This is a genomic window from Streptomyces venezuelae, from assembly GCF_008642375.1.
In the GTDB taxonomy this organism is placed as follows: Bacteria; Actinomycetota; Actinomycetes; order Streptomycetales; family Streptomycetaceae; genus Streptomyces; species Streptomyces venezuelae_G.
The window spans coordinates 1532882-1554272 of sequence record NZ_CP029194.1; the positions used below are offsets into that span (position 1 = coordinate 1532882).

General features: G+C 72.8%; 19 protein-coding genes. 5 read left to right on the forward strand and 14 right to left on the reverse strand.

Features of this window, described 5'->3' with window-relative positions:
• Positions 1-4: 4 nt before the first annotated feature.
• Positions 5-1642 carry an ABC-F family ATP-binding cassette domain-containing protein gene (locus DEJ46_RS06785; RefSeq protein WP_150264649.1) on the reverse strand — a complete coding sequence of 546 codons (1638 nt, stop codon included), beginning with the start codon at positions 1640-1642 and terminating at the stop codon, positions 5-7.
• A gap of 158 nt (positions 1643-1800) precedes the next feature.
• On the reverse strand, positions 1801-2259 hold the full coding sequence (locus DEJ46_RS39035) for a hypothetical protein (protein WP_190622475.1): 459 nt from the start codon (positions 2257-2259) through the stop codon (positions 1801-1803).
• Positions 2260-2341: 82 nt separating this feature from the next.
• On the opposite strand from DEJ46_RS39035, the gene DEJ46_RS06795 reads away from it, so the two are divergent.
• Positions 2342-3298: an FAD-dependent oxidoreductase gene (locus tag DEJ46_RS06795; protein ID WP_150264650.1), complete on the forward strand. Its 957-nt coding sequence runs from the start codon at positions 2342-2344 to the stop codon at positions 3296-3298.
• A gap of 85 nt (positions 3299-3383) precedes the next feature.
• On the opposite strand, the gene DEJ46_RS06800 is transcribed toward DEJ46_RS06795, so the two are convergent.
• The 3 genes from DEJ46_RS06800 to DEJ46_RS06810 form a co-directional block, all read right to left on the reverse strand.
• Entirely contained in the window at positions 3384-3686 is a 303-nt protein-coding gene (locus DEJ46_RS06800) for a hypothetical protein (protein ID WP_150264651.1), read from the reverse strand.
• Positions 3687-3804: 118 nt separating this feature from the next.
• A complete protein-coding gene (locus DEJ46_RS06805; protein ID WP_150264652.1) occupies positions 3805-5112 on the reverse strand; it encodes a M14 family metallocarboxypeptidase in 1308 nt (435 codons plus the stop codon).
• Entirely contained in the window at positions 5109-7187 is a 2079-nt protein-coding gene (locus tag DEJ46_RS06810; protein ID WP_411757725.1) for a Xaa-Pro dipeptidyl-peptidase, read from the reverse strand. Before DEJ46_RS06810 ends, DEJ46_RS06805 begins: the two co-directional genes overlap by 4 nt.
• A 213-nt stretch (positions 7188-7400) precedes the next feature.
• On the opposite strand from DEJ46_RS06810, the gene DEJ46_RS06815 reads away from it, so the two are divergent.
• A complete protein-coding gene (locus tag DEJ46_RS06815; RefSeq protein ID WP_150264653.1) occupies positions 7401-8960 on the forward strand; it encodes a M1 family metallopeptidase in 1560 nt (519 codons plus the stop codon).
• A 19-nt stretch (positions 8961-8979) separates the two neighbouring features.
• Here DEJ46_RS06815 and DEJ46_RS06820 read toward each other — a convergent pair whose 3' ends face one another.
• Together DEJ46_RS06820 and DEJ46_RS06825 are read right to left on the reverse strand one after the other, a co-directional pair.
• Positions 8980-9864 carry an oxygenase MpaB family protein gene (locus DEJ46_RS06820; RefSeq protein ID WP_150264654.1) on the reverse strand — a complete coding sequence of 295 codons (885 nt, stop codon included), beginning with the start codon at positions 9862-9864 and terminating at the stop codon, positions 8980-8982.
• 139 nt (positions 9865-10003) lie between these two features.
• Positions 10004-10492, reverse strand: a complete 489-nt coding sequence (locus tag DEJ46_RS06825; protein ID WP_150264655.1) for a hypothetical protein — start codon at positions 10490-10492, stop codon at positions 10004-10006.
• A 158-nt stretch (positions 10493-10650) separates the two neighbouring features.
• Between DEJ46_RS06825 and sph the strand changes: the two genes are divergently transcribed.
• Positions 10651-11655 carry a sphingomyelin phosphodiesterase gene (gene sph / locus DEJ46_RS06830; protein ID WP_150264656.1) on the forward strand — a complete coding sequence of 335 codons (1005 nt, stop codon included), beginning with the start codon at positions 10651-10653 and terminating at the stop codon, positions 11653-11655.
• Between the two features lie 20 nt (positions 11656-11675).
• On the opposite strand, the gene DEJ46_RS06835 is transcribed toward sph, so the two are convergent.
• Together DEJ46_RS06835 and DEJ46_RS06840 are read right to left on the reverse strand one after the other, a co-directional pair.
• On the reverse strand, positions 11676-12158 hold the full coding sequence (locus tag DEJ46_RS06835) for a hypothetical protein (protein WP_150264657.1): 483 nt from the start codon (positions 12156-12158) through the stop codon (positions 11676-11678).
• Between the two features lie 93 nt (positions 12159-12251).
• Positions 12252-12734 carry a macro domain-containing protein gene (locus DEJ46_RS06840; RefSeq protein WP_150264658.1) on the reverse strand — a complete coding sequence of 161 codons (483 nt, stop codon included), beginning with the start codon at positions 12732-12734 and terminating at the stop codon, positions 12252-12254.
• A 77-nt stretch (positions 12735-12811) separates the two neighbouring features.
• Between DEJ46_RS06840 and DEJ46_RS06845 the strand changes: the two genes are divergently transcribed.
• Positions 12812-13540, forward strand: a complete 729-nt coding sequence (locus DEJ46_RS06845; protein WP_150264659.1) for a MerR family transcriptional regulator — start codon at positions 12812-12814, stop codon at positions 13538-13540.
• Here the strand turns inward: DEJ46_RS06845 and DEJ46_RS06850 are convergent.
• The 4 genes from DEJ46_RS06850 to DEJ46_RS06865 are packed head-to-tail and all read right to left on the reverse strand — an operon-like array spanning position 13527 to position 19312.
• On the reverse strand, positions 13527-15701 hold the full coding sequence (locus DEJ46_RS06850) for a 3-hydroxyacyl-CoA dehydrogenase NAD-binding domain-containing protein (protein WP_150264660.1): 2175 nt from the start codon (positions 15699-15701) through the stop codon (positions 13527-13529). The two genes, DEJ46_RS06845 and DEJ46_RS06850, sit on opposite strands and share 14 nt — an antisense overlap.
• 47 nt (positions 15702-15748) lie before the next feature.
• Entirely contained in the window at positions 15749-16963 is a 1215-nt protein-coding gene (locus tag DEJ46_RS06855; RefSeq protein ID WP_150264661.1) for an acetyl-CoA C-acetyltransferase, read from the reverse strand.
• A 46-nt stretch (positions 16964-17009) separates the two neighbouring features.
• On the reverse strand, positions 17010-18152 hold the full coding sequence (locus DEJ46_RS06860; protein WP_150264662.1) for an acyl-CoA dehydrogenase family protein: 1143 nt from the start codon (positions 18150-18152) through the stop codon (positions 17010-17012).
• The gene (locus DEJ46_RS06865; protein ID WP_150264663.1) at positions 18149-19312 is read right to left on the reverse strand and encodes a CaiB/BaiF CoA transferase family protein; all 1164 of its coding nucleotides are present in this window, start codon (positions 19310-19312) and stop codon (positions 18149-18151) included. The genes DEJ46_RS06860 and DEJ46_RS06865 overlap by 4 nt, the downstream gene beginning before the upstream one ends.
• A 181-nt stretch (positions 19313-19493) precedes the next feature.
• On the opposite strand from DEJ46_RS06865, the gene DEJ46_RS06870 reads away from it, so the two are divergent.
• Entirely contained in the window at positions 19494-20819 is a 1326-nt protein-coding gene (locus DEJ46_RS06870) for a saccharopine dehydrogenase family protein (protein ID WP_150264664.1), read from the forward strand.
• Positions 20820-20849: 30 nt separating this feature from the next.
• Here the strand turns inward: DEJ46_RS06870 and DEJ46_RS06875 are convergent, their stop codons facing one another.
• Positions 20850-21221, reverse strand: coding sequence for a VOC family protein (locus tag DEJ46_RS06875; protein WP_150264665.1), 372 nt, complete (start codon positions 21219-21221; stop codon positions 20850-20852).
• Between the last annotated feature and the right edge of the window lie 170 nt (positions 21222-21391).

Below are 21391 nucleotides of genomic sequence, written 5' to 3' on the forward strand. Positions count from 1 at the left end.
GCCATCAGAGCTCGGTCACCTTGCCGTCGGCGACCTCGATGCGGCGGGTCGTGCGGACGGCGTCGAGCATGCGCCGGTCGTGGGTGACCAGGAGCAGGGTGCCGGTGTACGAGTCGAGGGCGGACTCCAGCTGCTCGATGGCCGGCAGGTCCAGGTGGTTGGTCGGCTCGTCGAGCACGAGCAGGTTCACGCCCCGGCCCTGGAGCAGCGCCAGCGCGGCGCGGGTCCGCTCGCCCGGGGAGAGCGTGGTCGCGGGCCGCAGGACGTGCTCCGCCTTCAGGCCGAACTTGGCGAGCAGGGTGCGGACCTCGGCGGGCTCGGTGTCGGGCACGGCCGCGCAGAACGCCTCCAGGAGCGTCTCGGTGCCGTGGAAGAGCTTGCGGGCCTGGTCGACCTCGCCGACGACGACGCCCGAGCCGACGACCGTGTCGCCGGAGTCCAGCGGGAGGCGGCCGAGCAGGGCGGCGAGCAGCGTCGACTTCCCGGCGCCGTTGGCGCCGGTGACGGCGACGCGGTCCGCCCAGTCGATCTGGAGCGTGACGGGACCGAAGGCGAAGTCGCCGCGGCGCACCTCGGCCTCGCGCAGGGTCGCCACGACCGAGCCGGAGCGCGGGGCGGAGGCGATCTCCATGCGCAGCTCCCACTCCTTGCGGGGCTCCTCGACGACGTCGAGACGTTCGATCATGCGCTGGGTCTGCCGGGCCTTGGCGGCCTGCTTCTCGCTGGCCTCGCTGCGGGCGTTGCGGCCGAGCTTGTCGCCGTCGGTGGCCTTGCGGCGGGCGTTCTTGACGCCCTGGGCCATCCAGGACCGCTGCATGTGGCCGCGCGCTTCGAGAGCGGCCTTCCTGCCCGCGTACTCCTCGAAGTCCTCGCGGGCGTGCCGCCGGGCCCTGTCGCGCTCGTCGAGGTACGCGTCGTAACCGCCGCCGTAGAGGGTGATCTGCTGCTGGGCCAGGTCGAGTTCGAGGACCTTGGTGACGGTACGGGTGAGGAACTCGCGGTCGTGGCTGATGACGACCGTCCCGGCGCGCAGCCCCTTCACGAAGGCCTCGAGACGCTCCAGACCGTCGAGGTCCAGGTCGTTGGTGGGCTCGTCGAGGAGGAAGACGTCGTAGCGGGAGAGGAGGAGCGAGGCGAGGCCGGCGCGGGCGGCCTGGCCGCCGGAGAGCGAGGTCATCGGCTGGTCGAGGCCGACGGTGAGGCCGAGGGAGCCGGCGACCTCCTCGGCGCGCTCGTCGAGATCGGCGCCGCCGAGGTTCAGCCAGCGCTCCAGCGTCGTCGCGTACGCGTCGTCGGCGCCGGGCGTGCCGTCGACGAGGCCCTGGGTGGCCTCGTCCATGGCGGTCTGGGCGGCGAGGACGCCGGTGCGGCGGGCCAGGAACTCGCGCACGGTCTCGCCTGCGCGCCGCTCGGGCTCCTGCGGGAGGTGGCCGACGCTCGCGGTGGGCGGGGAGAGCCGCAGCTCGCCCTCCTCCGGGGTGTCGAGCCCGGCGAGGAGCCGGAGCAGCGTCGACTTCCCGGCGCCGTTGACGCCGACGAGGCCGATGACGTCACCGGGGGCGACGACGAGGTCGAGCCCGGCGAAGAGGGTGCGTTCGCCGTGGCCGGCGGCGAGGTCCTTGGCGACGAGGGTTGCAGTCATGAGGGTACGAATCCTAGGCGACGGCGCGGGGCGCGGATCCGCCCGCCCGGCACGGCACCGGCCGGCACGGCACCGGCCGTACGGCACGGGGCCGTACGGCCCCGGGCGCGACGCTCGGGTGCTCCGGTGATCCGGGGGTGGGGTGCCTCGGCGTTCTGTCAGGCCGCGGCGAGCCGTCCGTCCTCGGGTTCGACCGTCGCGCCGCCGAGGAGGCGGAGCAGGACCGCACGGTAGGTGTCGCCGTGGAAGCGGTACGGGCCGACGCCGGGGTAGCCGTCGCGGTCCAGGTCGACGGGGTCGGCGAGGCCGCCGGTCTGCCAGGCGAAGTCGCGCCAGACGACGTCCTCGCCGTCGTGTTCGACGACCGCGGTGACGGCGCCGCAGCCGGGGTCCTCGCAGTCGGGACAGGAGTGGACGATCCGGCGACCGGTGGCGTGGAGCAGCGTGCGGACCGAGTCGGCCCGGAGCGCGGGCGGGAGGTCCGAGGCCAGGGGCGAGACGGCGTCGACGCCGTCGACCTCGTCGAGCCGGTGGAGCAGGGGCCTGCCGTCGACCACGAGATCGGGGGTGTCGCGGTGAGGGCCGGTGAGGTCGAGAGTGGTGTACGCGGACGGCATGCCTGAAGTATTTCGCCGGCCCCGGTCCCGTTCCATGGCTGTGCGGTCCCGGAAATGTCCCGGTCCCGGTACGGTCCCCGCCATGGACAGCGACGTGATCGTGGTGGGCGGCGGAGTCGTCGGGCTGACGACGGCGGTGACCCTGGCGGAGCGCGGACTGCGCGTGCGGGTCTGGTCGCGGGACGGCGTGACGGCGACGACCTCGGCCGTGGCGGGTGCCCTGTGGTGGCCGTACCGGATCGAGCCGGCGGCGGAGGCCGGGGCCTGGGCGCTCGCCTCGCTCCGGGTGTACGGGGAGCTGGCCGCCGATCCGGAGCGGACAGGGGTGCGGTGGGTGGCCGGGGTCCACGCGGACACCGTCCTGGATTCACTGGGCCCGTGGGCGAAGGAGGTCCCGGGCCTGCGGCAGCTGGCTCCGGAGGAGGTGCCGGGGCCGTACGGCACGGGGCTCGCGGCGCGGCTCCCGCTCATCGACATGCCGGTCCACCTGGCGTGGCTGCGGGCCCGGTTCGAGGCCTCGGGCGGAGTCTTCGAGCGGCGTACGGTCACGGGGTTCGGGGAGGCGGCGGCGCGGGGGCGGGTGGTCGTGGACTGCACGGGGCTCGGCGCGCGGGAGCTCGTACCGGACGCCGGGCTGCTGCCGGTGCGGGGGCAGTTGGTGCTCGTGGAGAACCCGGGCGTCGAGGAGTGGTTCACAGCGGCGGACGAGGGGGCGGGCGAGACGACGTACTTCTTCCCGCAGCCGGGGCGGCTGGTGCTCGGCGGGACGGCCGAGGAGGGGTCGGAGCGGCTCGATGCCGACCCGGCGACCGCGGCGGCGATCGTCGCGCGGTGCGCGCGGGTGCGGCCGGAGATCGCGGGGGCGCGGGTGCTCGGTCACCGGGTGGGCCTGCGGCCGGCGCGGGCGGGTGGTGTCCGGATCGAGGCGGTGCCGCTGCCGGGCGGCGGGCGCCTGGTGCACCACTACGGGCACGGGGGCGCGGGCGTGACGGTCGCCTGGGGATGCGCGGAGCGGGCCGCGGAACTGGTGGCCGGCTGACGCGCGCGGGGCGTGCGTGAGGTCCGGGGAACGGCCGCGGGGCGGGTGCGGTCCTTTTCGGACAGCACCCGCCCCGCGCGAGCCGCTACTTCCAGAGCGGCGGGCGGTTGTTGTTCTCCGCGTCGTGGCACTGCTGCGCGCGGCGCTCCAGGGCGTCGGCGCGGGCGGCGGCCTTGCGGGCCTCCGCCGTGGCGCCGAGGCCGCGGAGCTGGGCGGCACGGGCGCGCTCCCTGTGGGCGTCCGACCGCAGCTTGTCGATGTTGCAGGTCATCTTGGCCGCGGCCGCGGGCTCCGCGGTCGCGGTCTGTCCGAGCAGCACGCCCCCGGCGAGCAGCGTCGTGGTGAGCACGGCCGTCAGGGCGCGGCGCAGGGGCAGGGTGTGGCGCATGGTGGTTCTCCAACTTCCCGGCGTGGGACGCCGGTTTGAGGCATGGTCAATACCGACCGGTAACTTTACCCGCCCGCAAGTCGGTTTCACGCCATTGCGCCCTCGATCTGCCGGACCGTCAACATTCCTTCACAGGACTCCCACTGACGAGGTGATAGGTGGCTCGCCCGTCGAGGAGGAGCGGGACGAGCGCGCGCTGCGACTGGCGCAGCGGGACGAACACCCCGGCACCGTCCGGCCGGACGGTGACTCCGTGCAGGGCGAGTTCGTCGCCCGCCTCGGCGTACTGCGCGGCGTCCAGGCGGTAGCCGCAGGGCGGGTCGGCGAGGATCTCCCCGGGCTCCGGCGGGTCGTTGTCGGCGCCGCCGAGGAAGACGGGACCCCGGTCGGCGAAGCCCCGGAGCCGGGCGGCGGAAGTGACCGCCGTGAGCGGCCCGCGCCGCTCGTCGACGTAGGCGAACGCCCCTTCCAGCGCGGCTCGTTGGGTGGCCACACGACGCAGGTGGTTACGCGCCGGGTCGTTCTTCTCGGCCTCGTCGAGGGCGTCGACACGGGTCTCGACGAGCAGGCCCGCCGCGTGCTTGATGCCCGCGGTGTTGCGCAGGATGCGCTCCTGGCCGTCGCCCGCGACCTGCTTGACCGGCTTGCCGGTGAGGGGGTCGGTCCAGATGCCGTAGATGCCGGTGCTGTAGCCGGCGAGCCCTGCGGCCGGCCGTACGTAGGACTCCGACAGGGTCCGGGACTCGTCGTGGACGTGCGGGTCCGCGTCGAGGCTGCGGGGCCAGAGGGCGAGCAGGTCCTTGTCGTAGTAGCGGGGAGTGGCCCCGTACTCGTGGAGGTCGTAGACGAGTTCGGGACGCCGGTCGCGGATGACGGCGGCGACGGCCCGGGCCTCGGCCGTCCGCAGGGCGATGTGGTCGCGGTTGACGTCGATGCCGTCGCCGTTGCCCCGGGTGTCGGCCTCCCGTCCGTCGGGGTTGGCGGTGGGGACGACGAGGAGGGTGGTCCGGGCGAGGAGGCGCGCGGTCTCCGCGTCCCGGGCGGTCGAGAGATCGCGCAGCACGCTCAGACAGGCCTCCCGGCCCGCCGGCTCGTCGCCGTGCTGGCTGCAGACGAGGAGGACCGTGGTGCGGCCCGTGCCGAGGGTGGCGAGCCGCAGCGGTCTGCCCTGCGAGGTGGTGCCGATCGTGCGCAGCGACACCCGGTCGCTCCCCCGGTCGACGGCGGCGAGGAAGTCCCGCTCCTCGGCCTCCGTGGTCCACCGGGCCCCGAGGCTGGTCTCGAATCCGGTGCGTGGCAGGGGGCGCGGGGGCGCGCTGTCCGCCGCCTTGGCGGGGACGGTGACGAGGGGCAGGGTGAGGACGGCGGCGCCCGCCGCGAGGGCGAGCAACCGGCGCGAACTCCTTTGCGCGGTACGGGGCTTCATCGGGCCGCTCCTGACGCAGGGAGGCGCGGTCCGCTGACCGCGGCCGGGGGTACGGGACCGGACAGGGACGGCCGGGCGGCCGGCGCGGGCAGGGTGGGAGCCGGTCCCGTCGTCGCCCGATTGAAGGCGGCCGGGCCGCCGACCAGGGGCAGCTTCGCCGATGTACGGCCGAGGTCGAGTGTCAGCGTCGGTGTGGTCGACGGAGGGTCGATCAGGTCCCGGTCGGTGCCGCCGACGATCAGGGCGAGGCGGTGGCCCGCCGGGACGACGTGGTCGGCGGACGCGAGGTCCAGGGTGAGGGTGTACGCCCTGCCGGGGGTCAGCGGCCGCTCCTCGCGGGGGTCGGCCCAGGTACCGAGGTCGGCCCAGCCGCGGCTGACGACCGTGTACCCGACGTCCGCCGTCCTGGCCCGGGTCTCCTTGAAGCAGGCACTGTCGCCGAGGGTGCTCGCGCCCCAGCAGCTGCGGTCGGTCAGCGTCGTGATGCCCTCGCCCGCCGCTCCGTAGTCGCGGATCGTGTCGGGGCCGAGGTCGACGAGGACGGCGGAGAGGTGGGCCGTGGTGGTGGTCGGGGTGGCCGTGACCGTCACCTTCGAGGAGCCGGAGATCCGCAGGTCGCGGGAGAGCGGCCGGGTGACGAAGCCCGCCTTCTCGGGGGTCGGGGAGTCGACGCGGGCGGCCCAGTCCAGCTCGCCGAGTGCGGGGTCGTCGGTGAAGGTCGCGGTGGAGCCGGGGGCGGCGGGAGTCCGGCCGAGGGTGCCGACGCCGGGCTCGGTGCCCGCGGCGGGGCGCAGGGTCGTGGCGGCGGTGCCGCGCGGCGGCCACTGCCGGTCGGTGGTCCAGCGGTCCGGGGCGCGCTCGATGTCGGCGACCGGTTCGCGGTCGATGCCGTTCTCGTATCCGAGCAGGTAGTGGTCGAACCAGCGGTGCAGGGTGCGGACCCAGTCGGCGCGCCGGAAGTCGAAGGGGTCGACATGGCCCGTCTGGGAGAGCCAGATCTTCCGCTCGACGCCGTGCGCGGCGAGCGCGTCCCACCACTGTCCGAACTGCTTGGCGCGGACGTTCAGGTCCTGCTGCCCGTGGACGACGAAGACGCTGGCCTTCACCTTCGAGGCGTCCCGCACGTGGTCCCGCTCGCTCCAGGCGGGGGTCCAGTCGCCGCTGTACGGGGTGGCCGCGGCGATCCGCTCCTGGACGGCCCCGCAGCGGGCCCGCGCGTCGGGGCTGCTCACGTAGTCGGAGAGCCAGCTCGGGTTGGCGTTGTAGAGCGGGGCACCCTGGGAGTGGAAGTAGTCGTACCAGGACGAGATGGCACCGATCGGAACGATCGTTTTCAGCCCTTCCACGCCGGTGGCGGCCACGCCGTTGGCGACGGTGCCGTCCCAGCTCTTGCCGATCATGCCGACGTTGCCGGTGCTCCAGCCGGTGGCCCCGGCCCGGGTCGTGCCGGTGCGGGTGGTGTAGCCGCGGGCACGGCCGTTGAGCCAGTCGACGACGGCTTTGGCGGACCGGACGTCGGAGCGTCCGCCGACGTCGTCGCAGCCGTCGGAGCGGTTGGTGCCGGCGAGGTCGACGCCGACGAAGGCGTAGCCGCGCGGGACGAAGTAGTTGTCGTAGAAGAGCGGGAACTGCACCGGGTTCCCGTCGGCGTCGTACGTCTTCTTCTGACTCTCGTTGCCTCGCCCGCAGCAGGCGTAGTACGGGCTGGCGTCCATGATGACGGGGATCTTCCGGCCGGCCGCGGCGGGCTCCCGGGGCCGGATGATGTCGACGGCGACCCGGTCGGCGCGCCCGTCCCCGTCGCCGTCGAGGCCGGTGTCGACCCAGACGGACTCACGGATGGCGTCGGCGTAGGAGTGGACGGGCCGTGACTCGCGCGGGGACTTCGCCGGGGAGGCGGAGGACGCGCCGGGCGCGGTCGACGCGAACGGCGCGGCGGACTCGGAGGGCTCGGAGGGCGCCGGTCGCGCGCCCGCCGGGGTGACCAGGGTCGCGAGCAGGGCGGCCGTGGCCGCGGCCACGAGGGTTCCGTACGGCAGTCGGGCTCCGCGGGTTCTCCGCTTTCGCATCGGCATGCGCCGGAACGTACCCCGGTCAACTCCCGCGCAAAAGAGTGCAGGAGGGATTCAGGGCGATTCGGGGGGCGGACGGTTCATGTCGGCCGAATGGCGATCGTGTGACAGCGGGTCCTCTGGACGTGACGGTGCGTCGGAGGGCTGAATAGGGTCCCAGCTAAGGACCGACGACCATCCGCGCGTCTTACGTTTCTTATGACTTGGGGAGCACCCTTGCACCGCAGAATCATCGTTCCGAGCGCCCTCGCGGCCTCCCTGCTGCTGGCGATCCCGGCATCGGCGGCCGACTTCCAGCCTGGCGCCCCGGGCATCGGCGACTCCTACTACCCCGCCAGCGGCAACGGCGGCTACGACGTCTCCCACTACGACCTGCGGCTGAAGTACCAGCCGGAGACCGACCTGCTCGAAGGCACGGCGACGATCGTCGCCACGACGAAGCAGAACCTGTCCCGGTTCAACCTGGACCTCGGCCTGAAGGTCAGCGAGGTCCGGGTGAACGGGCGCCTCGCGAAGTTCGCGACCTCGGGCGACCACGAGCTGGAGGTCACCCCGGCCGTCCCGCTGGAGAAGAACAAGGCGATCTCGGTCGTCGTCCGCTACGCGGGCAAGCCCTCCGAGTTCAAGGTCGACGGCTGGTCGGCCTGGGCCCGCACCCCGGACGGCGGCGTCGCCGCGCAGGAGCCGGACTCGGCCGTCTGGTGGTTCCCGTCCAACGACCACCCGCTGGACAAGGCCACCTTCGACGTCTCCGTCTCGGTGCCGGACGGCACGCAGGCCATCAGCAACGGCGTGCTCCAGTCGCAGTCCTCACGGCTCGGCTGGACGCGCTTCAACTGGCGTTCGAACAAGCCGCAGGCGACGTACCTGGCCACGCTCGCCGTCGGCAAGTTCGACATCACGACGGACAAGACGGCCAACGGGCTGCCCGTCCTCAACGCGTACAGCAAGGACCTCGGCGACAACGCGGGGGCGGCACGCGCCTCGATCGAGCGCACGACCGAGGTCGCGGAGTGGCTGGAGGGGGTCTTCGGACCGTACCCCTTCAACTCCCTCGGCGGGTACGTGCCGAACGTGACGAGCGGCTTCGCCCTGGAGACGCAGACCCGCCCGTTCTACAGCCCGCGGCAGTTCGCCAACGGCGCGAACGTGTCGGTCGTCGTCCACGAGCTGGCCCACCAGTGGTACGGCGACAGCGTGTCCGTCCGGGACTGGAAGGACATCTGGGTCAACGAGGGCTTCGCCCGCTACAGCCAGTGGCTGTGGTCGGAGAAGGAGGGCGAGGGCACGGCCCAGGAGCTCGCGGACTACGTGTACTCCACGCGGACGGCCGAGGACCCGTTCTGGACGGTCAAGCCGGGCGACCCGGGCGCGGAGAACCAGTTCCACATCGCCGTCTACGACCGGGGCGCGCTGGCGCTCCAGGCCCTGCGCAACGAGATCGGCGACGAGGACTTCTTCGCGATCCTGAAGGGCTGGCCGCAGGAGTTCGCCTACGGCAACGCGCGCGTCGGCGACTTCGTGCGGTACGCGGAGCGGGTCTCGGGCAAGCCGCTGGCCGGGCTCTTCGACACCTGGCTGTACCAGCCGTCGAAGCCGGCCTCGTCGACGGCCGCCGCGGCGGGCCTGTCCGCCCCCAAGGCGGCCGCGCCGTCCTCCGGTCCCGCCGCGCGGTCGGCGGCTCCCCAGCCCGTGCAGCCGAAGTCGTGGAAGAAGATCGCGGCGACGAACACGGTCCACGACCACGACGAGCACAAGGGCCACGACAAGCACTGAGCCGGGCCGGGGCCGTCCGTCAGCGCTTCGCGCGGCGGGCGGCCCCGCGTGCCTTCCGGGCCAGGGGCAGGTAGCGCAGCCGCTCGGGCAGGACGGGGACCACGGCCCGGACGACCCGGGCGAAACGACGCAGCGCGCGCTCCTGCGCGTCCGTCCACTCCAGGCCGATGGCCTCGCGGGCGTCCGGCGGCATCAGGCCCACGGTGAGGAAGGCGCGCAGTCGCAGGAACGGGCGGCGGAGTACGGGCCAGACGAGCCGGATGGCCGGCCGGAGGAGCAGGGGGCCTCGGTCCGGGGCGGGCACCGGCAGGTCGGGGTCGAGCAGCTCCCGGACGACGACGGTCGCCTCCAGCTCGTCGGCGAGGACCTTCCGGTAGTACGGCCAGAACTCGTCGATCGTCTGCGGCATGTCCCGGTCGTGGATGCCGAGGACCCGGCCGACCTGGAGCCACTCGGCGTACAGCTGCCGTTCCTGGGCGTCGGTGATCGGGCGGGCGAGGAGACCGAGGCCGTGCCGGTAGACGGGGAAGCCGGTCGCATGCACCCACGAGTAGTAGGCGGGGGTGAGGGCGTGGTAGGCGCGGCCGTGGGCGTCGGTCCCCTGGATGTCGCGGTGCAGCCGGCGGAGGCGGCGGCCCTCCTCGGCGGCGGCCTCGCCTCCGTACACCCAGAGCTGGACCGAGCGCAGGGAGCGCTCGCCCCGGCCCCAGGGATCGGTGCGGAAGACGGAGTGCTCGTCGACGCCGGCGCCGATCGCCGGGTGGGCGACCTGCATGACGAGGGCGGCGGGCAGCATCAGGAGCGCCCGGATGTCGCCGGCGACGCTCCACAGCACGCCACCGACGGGCGGGGGTGCGGGGTCGGCGGCCGGGGTCCTGGCGGCGGGCTCCTGCGGGTGGCTCATGCGGTCGCTCTCCTCACACGTCCGGCCGTGAGCGGCCGGTCTCACACATCCAGACTGCACCCGTCCCATGACGAAGGGGCCGTCGCCCGGGCAGAGGTTCTGCTGCCCGGGCGACGGCCCCTTCGCGAGGACCGATGGGTCAGGAGCGGTCGGCCCCGACCGGCTCGCCGACGATACGGGCCGCGAGGGCGTGGGCCCAGGCGTCGACGTCCGCGGTGAGCTCGCGCTCGGCGGCGGCGCGCTCGGTGGCGATCTTCTGGGCACCGGCGGCGATGATCGCGTCGCGCTCGGCGCTGCCCTCGGCGCGGGCGGCGGCGATGGCGGCCGAGCCCTCCTCGATGGCGGCGGAGCGGATGCGCGCGGCCTCGTGGCGGGCCTCGGCGAGCTCCGCCTCGTACTGCTCGCGGATCTGCGTGGCCTCGGAGCGCAGGTCGTCGGCGCGACCGGTGCCGCCTTCGATGGCGTCCTCACGCTCGTCGAGGGTGCGGCGGATCTTGGGCAGGATCCCCTTGGCCAGGATGAGGAAGGTCAGCGCGAACAGCACCAGCCCGAGGATGAGCTCGGCCCAGACGGGGTTGAGGGGACCAAGGTCCATTTCGAAGACAGTGGGGTTACTGGCGAGGGTCATGCGCGCATTCTACCTGGTTCAAATAAGGACAATTCAGACACCGGAAGGAGAGTTGGCGCGCTTGTGCGAGATCGGCAAGATTCCCGGCACCCAGAGGCTACCGGAAGGTAACCACGGCTGATTGTATGTGCGGCGCCAGGCCAACCCCCCACTCTTCCATGGGAGTTCCCGTGTCCTTCGCCGTGCTCCGCCGTGCCCCCGGCGCGGCCCTTTCGCTCGCGCTCGCCGCCGCCACCCTCGCGGCGACCGCGCCGGCCGCCGGCGCCGCCTCCGCCGCCGCGACCGCCGAGACGCCGCGTCTGAAGGTGCTCTCGTACAACGCGTTCCTCTTCTCCAAGACGCTGTACCCGAACTGGGGCCAGGACCACCGGGCCAAGGCCATCCCCGCCGCCTCCTTCTTCCAGGGGCAGGACGTCGTCGTGGTCCAGGAGGCCTTCGACAACTCCGCCTCCGACGCGCTCAAGGCGAACGCCGCCGCGCAGTACCCGCACCAGACACCGGTCATGGGCCGCTCCAGGACGGGCTGGGACGCCACGAGCGGCGCCTACTCGGCCACCACGCCCGAGGACGGCGGGGTGACGATCCTCAGCAAGTGGCCGATCGTCCGCAAGGAGCAGTACGTCTACAAGGACGCCTGCGGCGCCGACTGGTACTCGAACAAGGGCTTCGTCTACACCGTCCTGGACGTGAACGGCAGCCGGGTCCACGTCGTCGGCACCCACGCCCAGTCCACCGACCCGGGCTGCTCGGCGGGCGAGGCGGCGCAGATGCGCAGCCGCCAGTTCAAGGCGATGGACGCCTTCCTCGACGCGAAGAACATCCCGGCGAACGAGCAGGTCGTCGTCGCGGGCGACATGAACGTCGACTCGCACACGCCCGAGTACGGCACGATGCTCGCCGACGCCGGACTGGTCGGGGCCGACGCGCGCACCGGCCACGCGTACTCCTTCGACACCGAGCTGAACTCGATCGCCTCCGAGCGCTACCCGGACGACCCGCGCGAGGACCTCGACTACGTCCTCCACCGCGCCGGGAACGCCCGCCCCGCCGGCTGGACCAACCACGTGATCCTGGAGCAGAGCGCCCCGTGGACGGTCTCCAGCTGGGGCACGCGCTACACGTACACCAACCTCTCCGACCACTACCCGGTCACCGGCTTCTGACCGGCGGCCAGGTCCTCGTACTAGTACCCGCCCCTCCCGAAGAGGCTGTACAGCCAGGCACCGAGGACCCCGGCGACGCAGAGCAGGACGAACCAGGAGCCGGGGCTCGTGTGCCGCGATCTGCGCGGCCGGCCCGGCTTCGCCTGCTTGCCGGGCTTGCCCGCCTTCTCCTTGGGCCGTCCCGCGCGGGACGGCCCGGGGACCGCGTCGGCGCCGGCGGCGACGTCGGCGAGCAGCCGCCGGCAGATCGTCGCCAGCTCCGCCGTCCCGGCCGTCAGGTCGACCACGACCTCGCTCCGGGCCGGCGCGGTGGTCCCCCCGTCGAGAATCCGCCCGGCGCGCAGCAGCGCCCGGTCCTTGCCCCCGGTCGGGGCGAGACTGATCCAGCGGCGCACGTGATCGCCCCGGATGACCACCCCGCCACCCCGCTCCCGGTACACGGTGTGCTCCCGCCACAGGACTCGGGCCAACTCGTCGGCCGTCTCCCTGAGTTGCACGTACATCTGACTCCCCTGCTGCCGTTCCCCCGATTCGAACAGCCGCCGACTCTAGCCCCCGCCTCCTCCTACGTCGGCGATGCCCCTTCCCGACGTCCCTTACGCGTCGAAGTCGTACACGGTGACCGGTATCCCCCGGTCCACCAGCCTGCGCCCGACCAACGGCCCGACCTCGTCCCAGGTGCCGCCCGCCAGCCCGCAGCCGATCCGCGGCATGTGGACGGACGCACCCAGCTCCGCCGCCTTGTCGCCGAGCAGCCCGAGCGCGGTGTCGATCGCCTCGTACCGCACGGGCACGGCCTGGTTGCGGACCGTCCGAATCCCGTGCTGGCCCACGAGGTTGGCCACCCACAGGCCGGGTTCGACCCGCACGAACTGTGCGGCGCCCAGCCCGAAGTCGTTCCCCGCCCGGTCACGGTGCCACTGCCGGAAGGCCCTCTCCGGCTCGGGCCAGCGGCGCGTGAGCGCGACGACGAAGCCTCGCCCCCAGTGTCCGGCGTCGTTGCAGACGTGGGCGATGATCCTGACGCCCTCGCCGTGCGGGGCGGTCGCGTCGCCCTGGACATACCTGATCCCGTTCATGTCGATCACGCTACGGGCAGCCACTGACAAGGGTCGCGGGTCTTCTACACAGCTGGTGAGACAGCAATACTGTTCAAGTGAGCGACGAGGAGCACGAGCCGAGGTATACGGTCGACGAGCTGGCCGCGCGGGCCGGGGTGACGGTGCGGACCGTGCGGTTCTACGGAACGCGGGGGCTGTTGCCGCCGCCCGTGATCGGGGCGCGGCGGGTCGGGCATTACGGGGCCGGACATCTGGCGCGGCTCGCGCTCATCGAGGAGTTGCAGCGGCAGGGCATGACGCTGGCCGCGATCGAGCGGTACCTGGAGCAGTTGCCGGCCGACCTCAGCGAGCAGGACCTGGCCATTCACCGGGCCCTCGTGGCCTCCTGGGCGCCCGAGTCCGCCGAGGAGATCACGCTGCGCGAGCTGGAGCGGCGGGCCGGGCGGGCGCTCACCGGGCAGGACGTCGAGCGGCTCGCCGCGATGGGTGTGCTGGAGCCGATCGAGGGGAGCGAGGCCTTCCGGCTCGACGGGACGCTGCTGCGGCTCGGGGTCGAGCTGCTGGACGTGCCGATCGAGCACGAGACGATCCTCGCCTCCCGCACCGTCCTCGTGGAGCACGCGCGCTCCGCCGCCCAGGAGCTCTCCCGGCTCTTCCGGGACGAGGTGTGGAACCCGTACCGGGAGAGCGCCGAGGACCCGGACCACCTGAACGCCATGCGGTCGCTCTCGGCCCATATGCAGCCGATGGTGGTCCAGGCCCTGGTCACGGCCTTCCAGCGCTCGCTCCGCGAGGAGCTGCGCGCCGCGTTCAGGAGTCGGTGAAGACCTCGCCCCGTTCGGCCTTCTCGACGAGGAGGGCCGGCGGGGTGAAGCGCTCGCCGTACGTCTCCGCCAGTTCGCGCGCGCGGGCCGTGAAGCCGGCGACCCCGCCCTCGTAGCCGTTGACGTACTGGAGCACGCCGCCGGTCCAGGCCGGGAAGCCGATGCCCATGATGGAGCCGATGTTGGCGTCGGCGACCGAGGTCAGGACGCCCTCCTCCAGGAGCCGGACGGTGTCCAGCGCCTCGGAGAACAGCATCCGCTCCTGCATGTCGCGGAAGGGGATCTCGTGTCCGGGCTTCCCGAAGTGCTCGCGCAGGCCGGGCCAGAGCCTGCCGCGCTTGCCGTCCTCCGCGTACTCGTAGAAGCCGGCGCCGCCGCTGCGGCCCGGGCGGCCGAACTCGTCGACCATGCGGTCGATCACGGCCTCGGCCGGGTGGGTGGTCCAGACGCCGCCGGCCTCCTCGATCGCGCGCCGGGTCTCGTTGCGGATCTTGCGGGGCAGGGTCAGGGTCAGCTCGTCCATGAGGGAGAGGACCTTCGCCGGGTAGCCGGCCTGGGCCGCGGCCTGCTCCACCGAGGCGGGCTCGATGCCCTCGCCGACCATGGCGACGCCTTCGTTGATGAAGTGGCCGATGACACGGGAGGTGAAGAAGCCCCGCGAGTCGTTGACGACGATCGGCGTCTTGTTGATCTGGCGGACCAGGTCGAAGGCGCGGGCGAGGGCCTCGTCGCCGGTGCGCTCGCCCTTGATGATCTCGACCAGCGGCATCTTGTCGACGGGCGAGAAGAAGTGCAGTCCGATGAAGTCGTCCTGGCGCTCCACGCCCTCGGCGAGGGCGGTGATCGGCAGGGTCGAGGTGTTGGAGCAGAGCAGCGCGTCCGGGGCGACGACGTGCTGGATCTCCTGGAAGACCTTGTGCTTGAGGGAGGTGTCCTCGAAGACCGCCTCGATGACCGCGTCGCAGCCGGCCACGGCCTGGACGTCGGAGGTCGGGGTGATGCGGGCGAGGAGCGCGTCGGCCTTCTCCTGGGTGGTGCGGCCCCGGGAGACGGCCTTGGCGCAGAGCTTCTCGGAGTACGCCTTGCCCTTCGCCGCCGACTCCTCCGAGACGTCCTTGAGGACGACCTCGATGCCGGCGCGGGCGCAGGAGTACGCGATGCCGGCGCCCATCATGCCGGCGCCGAGGACGGCGACCTTGCGGACCTGCCGCTTCTCGACGTCCTTCGGGCGGCTCGCGCCCGAGTTCACGGCCTGGAGGTCGAAGAAGAACGCCTGGATCATGTTCTTCGCGGTCTGCCCGATGACCAGCTCGGTGAAGTAGCGGCTCTCGATGGTGAGCGCGGTCGCGAAGTCGACCTGGGAGCCCTCGACGGCGGCGGCCATGATCGCGCGGGGCGCCGGGTAGGGAGCGCCGTTCAGCTGCTTGCGCAGGTTGGCGGGGAAGGCCGGCAGGTTGGCGGCGAACTTCGGGTTCGACGGGGTGCCGCCGGGGATCCGGTGGCCGGGGACGTCCCAGGGCTGGTGGGACTCGGGGTTCGCGTCGATGAAGGCGATGGCCTTGGCCATCATCTCCTCGGGGGTGGCGGCCACCTCGTGGACGAGGCCGTTCTCCAGGGCGCGCTTCGGGGTGTACTGGGTGCCCTGGAGGAGCACCTTGAGCAGGGCGTCGGTGATGCCCATGAGGCGTACGGTGCGGGCGACACCGCCGCCGCCCGGCAGCAGGCCGAGGGTGACCTCGGGCAGGCCGATCTTGGAGCCGGGGGCGTCGAGGGCGACGCGGTGGTGGGAGGCCAGCGCGATCTCGTAGCCGCCGCCGAGGGCCGCGCCGTTGACGGCGGCGACGACGGGCTTGCCGAGGGTCTCGATGCGGCGCAGGGCGTTCTTGATCCCGATGGCCGAGTCGAAGATGTCCTGGGCGTGTTCGGGGCCCGCCTTGACCATGTCCTTCAGGTCGCCGCCGGCGAAGAAGGTCTTCTTCGCGGAGGTGTAGATGATGCCGCGGATGGAGTCCTTCTCGGCCTCCACACGGTCGGCGATCGCGATGATCGAGGCCCGGAAGGCCTGGTTCATGGTGTTGGCGGACTGGTTCGGGTCGTCGAGGACGAGGGTGACGATCCCGGTCTCGTCCTGCTCCCAGCGGATGGTGGTGCTCTCGCTCATGTCTCTGCTTCTCCGTGGATCCGTGAAGAGGGGTTCGGACGGGACCGTCAGATGCGCTCGACGATGGTGGCGATGCCCATGCCGCCGCCCACGCAGAGGGTGGCCAGGCCGTAGCGCTTGTCCTGGCGCTCCAGCTCGTCGACGAGGGTGCCGAGGATCATCGCGCCGGTGGCGCCGAGCGGGTGGCCGAGGGCGATGGCGCCGCCGTTGACGTTGACCTTGTCCAGCGAGAGGCCCATGTCCTTGACGAAGCGGAGGACGACGGCCGCGAAGGCCTCGTTGATCTCGACCAGGTCGATGTCGTCGATGGTGAGGCCGGCCTTGGCGAGGGCCTTGCGGGTGGCCGGGGCGGGGCCGGTGAGCATGATGGTCGGCTCGGAGCCGGAGACGGCCGCCGAGACGATCCGGGCGCGCGGCGTCAGCCCGTACCGCTCGCCGACCTCCTTCGAGCCGATGGCGACGAGGGAGGCGCCGTCGACGATGCCGGAGGAGTTGCCCGCGTGGTGGACGTGGTCGATCTCCTCGACCCAGTGGTACTTCTGCAGGGCGACCGCGTCGAAGCCGCCCAGCTCGCCGATGTCGGCGAAGGAGGGCTTGAGGCGGGCGAGGGAGTCGGCGGTGGTGCCGGGGCGCAGGAACTCGTCGTGGTCGAGGACGGTGAGTCCGGCGCGGTCCTTCACGGGGACGATCGAGCGGGCGAAGCGGCCGTCCTTGACGGCGGCGGCGGCGCGCTCCTGGGAGAGGGCGGCGTACTCGTCGACGTCGCGGCGGCTGAAGCCCTCGATGGTGGCGATGAGGTCGGCGCCGATGCCCTGCGGGACGAAGTTGGTCTCCAGGTTGGTCATCGGGTCGGCGAACCAGGCGCCGCCGTCGGAGGCCATCGGCACCCGCGACATGGACTCGACGCCGCCGGCGAGGACGAGGTCCTCCCAGCCGGAGCGGACCTTCATCGCGGCCATGTTGACCGCTTCGAGGCCGGAGGCACAGAAGCGGTTCTCCTGGACGCCGGCGACGGTGTCGGGGAGTCCGGCGGCGATGCCGGCGATCCGGGCGATGTCGGAGCCCTGGTCGCCGACCGGGCCGACGACGCCGAGGACGATGTCGTCGATGGCGGCCGGGTCGAGGCCGGGGTGGCGGGCCTGGATCTCCCGGATGAGGCCGACGACCAGGTCGATCGGCTTGGTGCCGTGCAGGGATCCGTTGGCCTTGCCGCGTCCGCGCGGGGTGCGGATCGCGTCGTACACGTACGCTTCGGTGCTCACGTAAAGCCTTTCGCGATGAGGGTGGTCGAGCGGGAGAGGGACGACGTCAGCCGAGGAGGGAACGGCCGATGATCTCCTTCATGATCTCGGTGGTGCCGCCGTAGATGGTCTGGATCCGGCCGTCGGTGTAAGCGCGGGCGACCGGGAATTCGCTCATGTAGCCGTATCCGCCGTGCAGTTGCAGACAGCGGTCGGCGACGCGCTTCTGCAGCTCGGTCGCCCACCACTTGGCCATGGAGGCGTGGACAGCGTCCAGGGCGCCGCTCGCGTGCTCCTCGATGCAGCGGTCGACGAAGGTCCGGGTGACGGCGCACTCGGTGGCCATCTCGGCGATCTCGAAGCGGACGTGCTGGAGCTTGGCGAGCGGCCGGCCGAAGGCCTCGCGCTCCTTGACGTACCGGCTGGTGATCTCCAGGAGGTGCTCGGCCCCGGCGATGCCGGCGACGGCGATGGCCAGGCGCTCCTGGGCGAGGTTGGTCATCAGGTGCACGAAGGCGCCGTTGAGCTCGCCGAGCAGGTTCTCCTTGGGGACGCGGACGTCGTGGAAGAACAGCTCGGCGGTGTCCTGGGACTTCTGGCCGATCTTGTCGAGGTTCCGGCCGCGTTCGAAGCCCTCGGCGCCGCGCTCCACGACGAGGAGGGAGAGGCCGTGCGCGCCGCCCTCCGGGGTCGTCCGGGCTACGACGATCACGAGGTCGGCCAGGATGCCGTTGGAGATGAAGGTCTTGGAGCCGTTGAGGATCCAGTGGTCGCCGTGGTCCTCGGCGGTGGTGCGGATGCCCTGGAGGTCGGAGCCCGCGCCGGGTTCGGTCATCGCGATGGCGGTGACGGTCTCGCCCGAGCAGAAGCCGGGCAGCCAGCGCCGCTTCTGCTCGTCGGTGGCGAGCGAGGTGAGGTACGGGCCGATGATGTCGTTGTGCAGGCCGATGGCGAGCCCGGGGGCGCCGGCCCGGGTGAACTCCTCGGCGAGGACGGCTCCGTAGCGGAAGTCGGGGGTGCCCCCGCCGCCGTACTCCTCGTCGACGGCGAGCCCGAGCAGCCCCTGCCGTCCGGCGGCGAGCCAGACCTCACGGGAGACGACACCGTCCTTCTCCCACTGCTCGTAGTACGGCAGCACCTCCTTCTCCAGGAAGGTGCGGACGACCGCCCGGAAGGCCTCGTGGTCGGCGGTGTAGAGCTGACGCTTCATGCTTCGGTCTCCTGGGTCTGGGGCGGGGTCGTCTCCCCGAGCGCGGGTACGGCCCAGTCGCGTGCGACGGAGGTGGTGTCGGCACCGGGCAGGGCGGGGCCCGCGCGGAGGGTGCCGGGGGTGACGGAGAAGCGGGGTGCGGGGGCGGGCTGGGTGAGGCCGGAGTGTTCGGTGAAGGTGCCGCGGGCCGCGAGGTGCGGATGGGCGGGCGCCTCACGGAGCGAGAGGACCGGCGCCACGCAGGCGTCGGTGCCCTCGAAGACGGACGTCCACTCCTCACGCGTACGGCTCCGGAAGCGCTCGGCGACGGCCGCGCGCAGTTCGGGCCAGCGGGCGAGGTCGCCGCGCAGGGCATCGGCCTCCTCGATGCCGAGGAGGCGGCCGAACTCCGCGTAGAACTGCCCTTCCAGTGCGCCGACCGCCATGTGTCCGCCGTCGGAGGTCTCGTAGACGCCGTAGAAGGGACAGCCGCCGTCGAGGAGGTTGACCCCCCGGCGGTCCTGCCAGCCGCCGGCCGCGAGCATGCCGTGGATCATGGTGGTGAGGTGGGCGGTGCCGTCGACGATGGCGGCGTCGACGACCTGGCCCTCGCCGTGCGCCCGCGCGTGCTGGAGGGCGGCGAGGACGCCGATGACGAGGTAGAGGGAGCCGCCCGCGTAGTCGCCGACGAGGTTCGCGGGGACGGTGGGCGGGCCGTCCGGGTCGGGGCCGATCATGCCCAGGGCGCCGGTGATCGCGATGTACCCGATGTCGTGCCCCGCGGTCGCGGCGAGCGGCCCGTCCTGGCCCCAGCCGGTCATCCGGCCGTAGACGAGCCGGGGGTTGCGGGCGAGGCAGGGCTCGGGGCCGACGCCGAGGCGTTCGGCGACGCCGGGGCGGTAGCCCTCGACGAGGATGTCGGCGCGCGCGACGAGGTCGAGCACGGTGGCGGGGCCGTCGTCGGCCTTGAGGTCGACAAGGACGGAGCGCTTGTTGCGGTTGGTGAGGTCGCGGGCCGGGTCGATGCCGAGGCCGGCGCCGCCGGGGCGGTCGACGCGCACGACGTCGGCGCCGAGGTCGGCCAGGAGCATGGCGGCGAAGGGGCCGGGGCCGATACCGGCCAGTTCGACCACGCGCACCCCGGCGAGCGGGCCGTTCCGGGCGGTGTGCGTCGTGCTCATCGAGCCCCCAGGAGTGTGTGACACCAATGATGTAACACCGGAGATGCTAGGAACGTGTTCCACTCGGCACAAGCCCCCCGGCCGAGCAAGCGCTTGGAAATCACGTCGGCGCGGAGTTCCGCTATTCTCCGCCGACGACAACCGCGCGCGGCGGCGCGGTACGGCCGAAATGAGGGGCTGGATGGAGACAGGGGCGGGCACGGGACGCGGGGCCGGGGCGGGACCGGGCGGCGCGTCGGACGGCACGGGAGCGGAGGGCGGCGCGCGGGCGGGGGACGGCACGTCGGCGCAGGACGGCACGTCGGCTGAGGTCGGCGAGGGAGCCGGAGACGGCGCACGCCGGCCGTACGACGTCGTGCTCTTCGGGGCGACCGGCTTCGTGGGCGCGCTCACCGCCGAGTACCTGGCCGAGCACGCCCCCACCGAGTGCCGCTGGGCGCTCGCGGGGCGCAGCCGCACCGGGCTCGAGGCCCTGCGCGAGCGGCTCGCCGCCCGGTGGCCGCACTGCGCGGAGCTGCCGCTGCTCGTCGCCGACGCCGACGATCCGGACTCGCTGCGCGCGCTCGCCGAGTCCGCCCGGGTGGTGGCGACGACCGTCGGCCCCTACGTCTGGTACGGGGAGGGGCTGGTCGCCGCCTGCGCGGAGGCCGGGACGGACTGTGTGGACCTCACCGGCGAGGCCGAGTTCGTGGACCTCATGTACGTCCGGCACGACGCGCGCGCCCGCGAGACCGGGGCCCGGATCGTCCACGCCTGCGGCTTCGACTCCGTCCCGCACGACCTGGGCGTGTACTTCACCGTCCAGCAGCTCCCGGCGGGCGTACCGCTCCGCGTCGACGGCTTCGTGCGGGTCGGGGCCACCTTCTCCGGCGGGACCTTCGCCTCGGCTCTGACCGCGCTCGGCCGGGGCCGGCAGATCCTGGAGGCCGCCCGCGAGCGGCGCCTGTACGCGCCGAGGCTGGTGGGCCGGCGGGCCCGCGCGCCGCTGGGCAGCCCCCGCTTCAGCCGGGAGACGGGCACCTGGGCCCTGCCGCTGCCGACGCTCGACCCGCAGGTGGTGGCCCGCTCGGCCGCCGCCCTCGACCGGTACGGGCCGGACTTCCGCTACCGCCACTACGCCTCCGTGAAGACGCTCCCGATGGCCCTGGGCGGCACGGCGGCCATCGGCACCGGCGTGGTGGCGGCTCAACTCCCGCCGGTGCGGCGATGGCTGATGGACCGTTACCGACCGGGCCAGGGCCCGTCGGAGGAGCGGCGCGCCCGCAGCTGGTTCTCGGTGCGGTTCGTCGGCGAGGGCGGCGGGCGGCGGGTCTTCACCGAGGTGTCGGGCGGCGACCCGGGGTACGACGAGACGGCCAAGATGCTCGCCGAGTCGGCGCTCTGCCTTGCCTTCGACGCCCTGCCGAAGACGGCGGGCCAGGTGACGACGGCGGTCGCGATGGGCGACGCGCTGATCGAGCGGCTCCGCGCGGCGGGCATCGGCTTCCGGGTGGCACACCGGGGGTGATCCGCGCGGCGGATCGGGGCGCGGCCGGCCTCAGAACCGCACGAGACGGAAGGGGTGACCGGCCGGGTCGGCATAGACACGCCAGGCCGCGTCACCACTCCCGTTGTCGAGCGGTACGGCCCCGAGCGCGAGGACGGCCTCATGGGCGGCGCCCAGGTCGTCGACCCGCACGTCGAGGTGGAACTGCTGCTCGGGCGCACCCCAGACGGGCGGCCGGTGATCGGCCACGCTCTGAAAGGCGAGTACCGGACCGCGCTCGCCCCGCAGCACGGCGGAACCCTCGCCGACGGCCCACCGGGCTTCCGGACTCTCCACCTGACCACCGATCAACTTCCGGTAGAACTCGGCGAGTTCCCGGGCATCCGGACAATCGAGCACAAGGCTCCGCAGCCGCCCGATCACACCGGGGTCCGGACGACGAGGGCGTACAGGAAAAGGGGTGTTGTCATGAACCCCACTATGCCCGGCCGCCTCGGGGGCCGACATCCGTACACATACTCAGAACTGCCTGAGGTACTCGACCGGACGCGAGTAGGTGTCATCGCCGTGGCCGTCCTCCCCACGACCCTGAT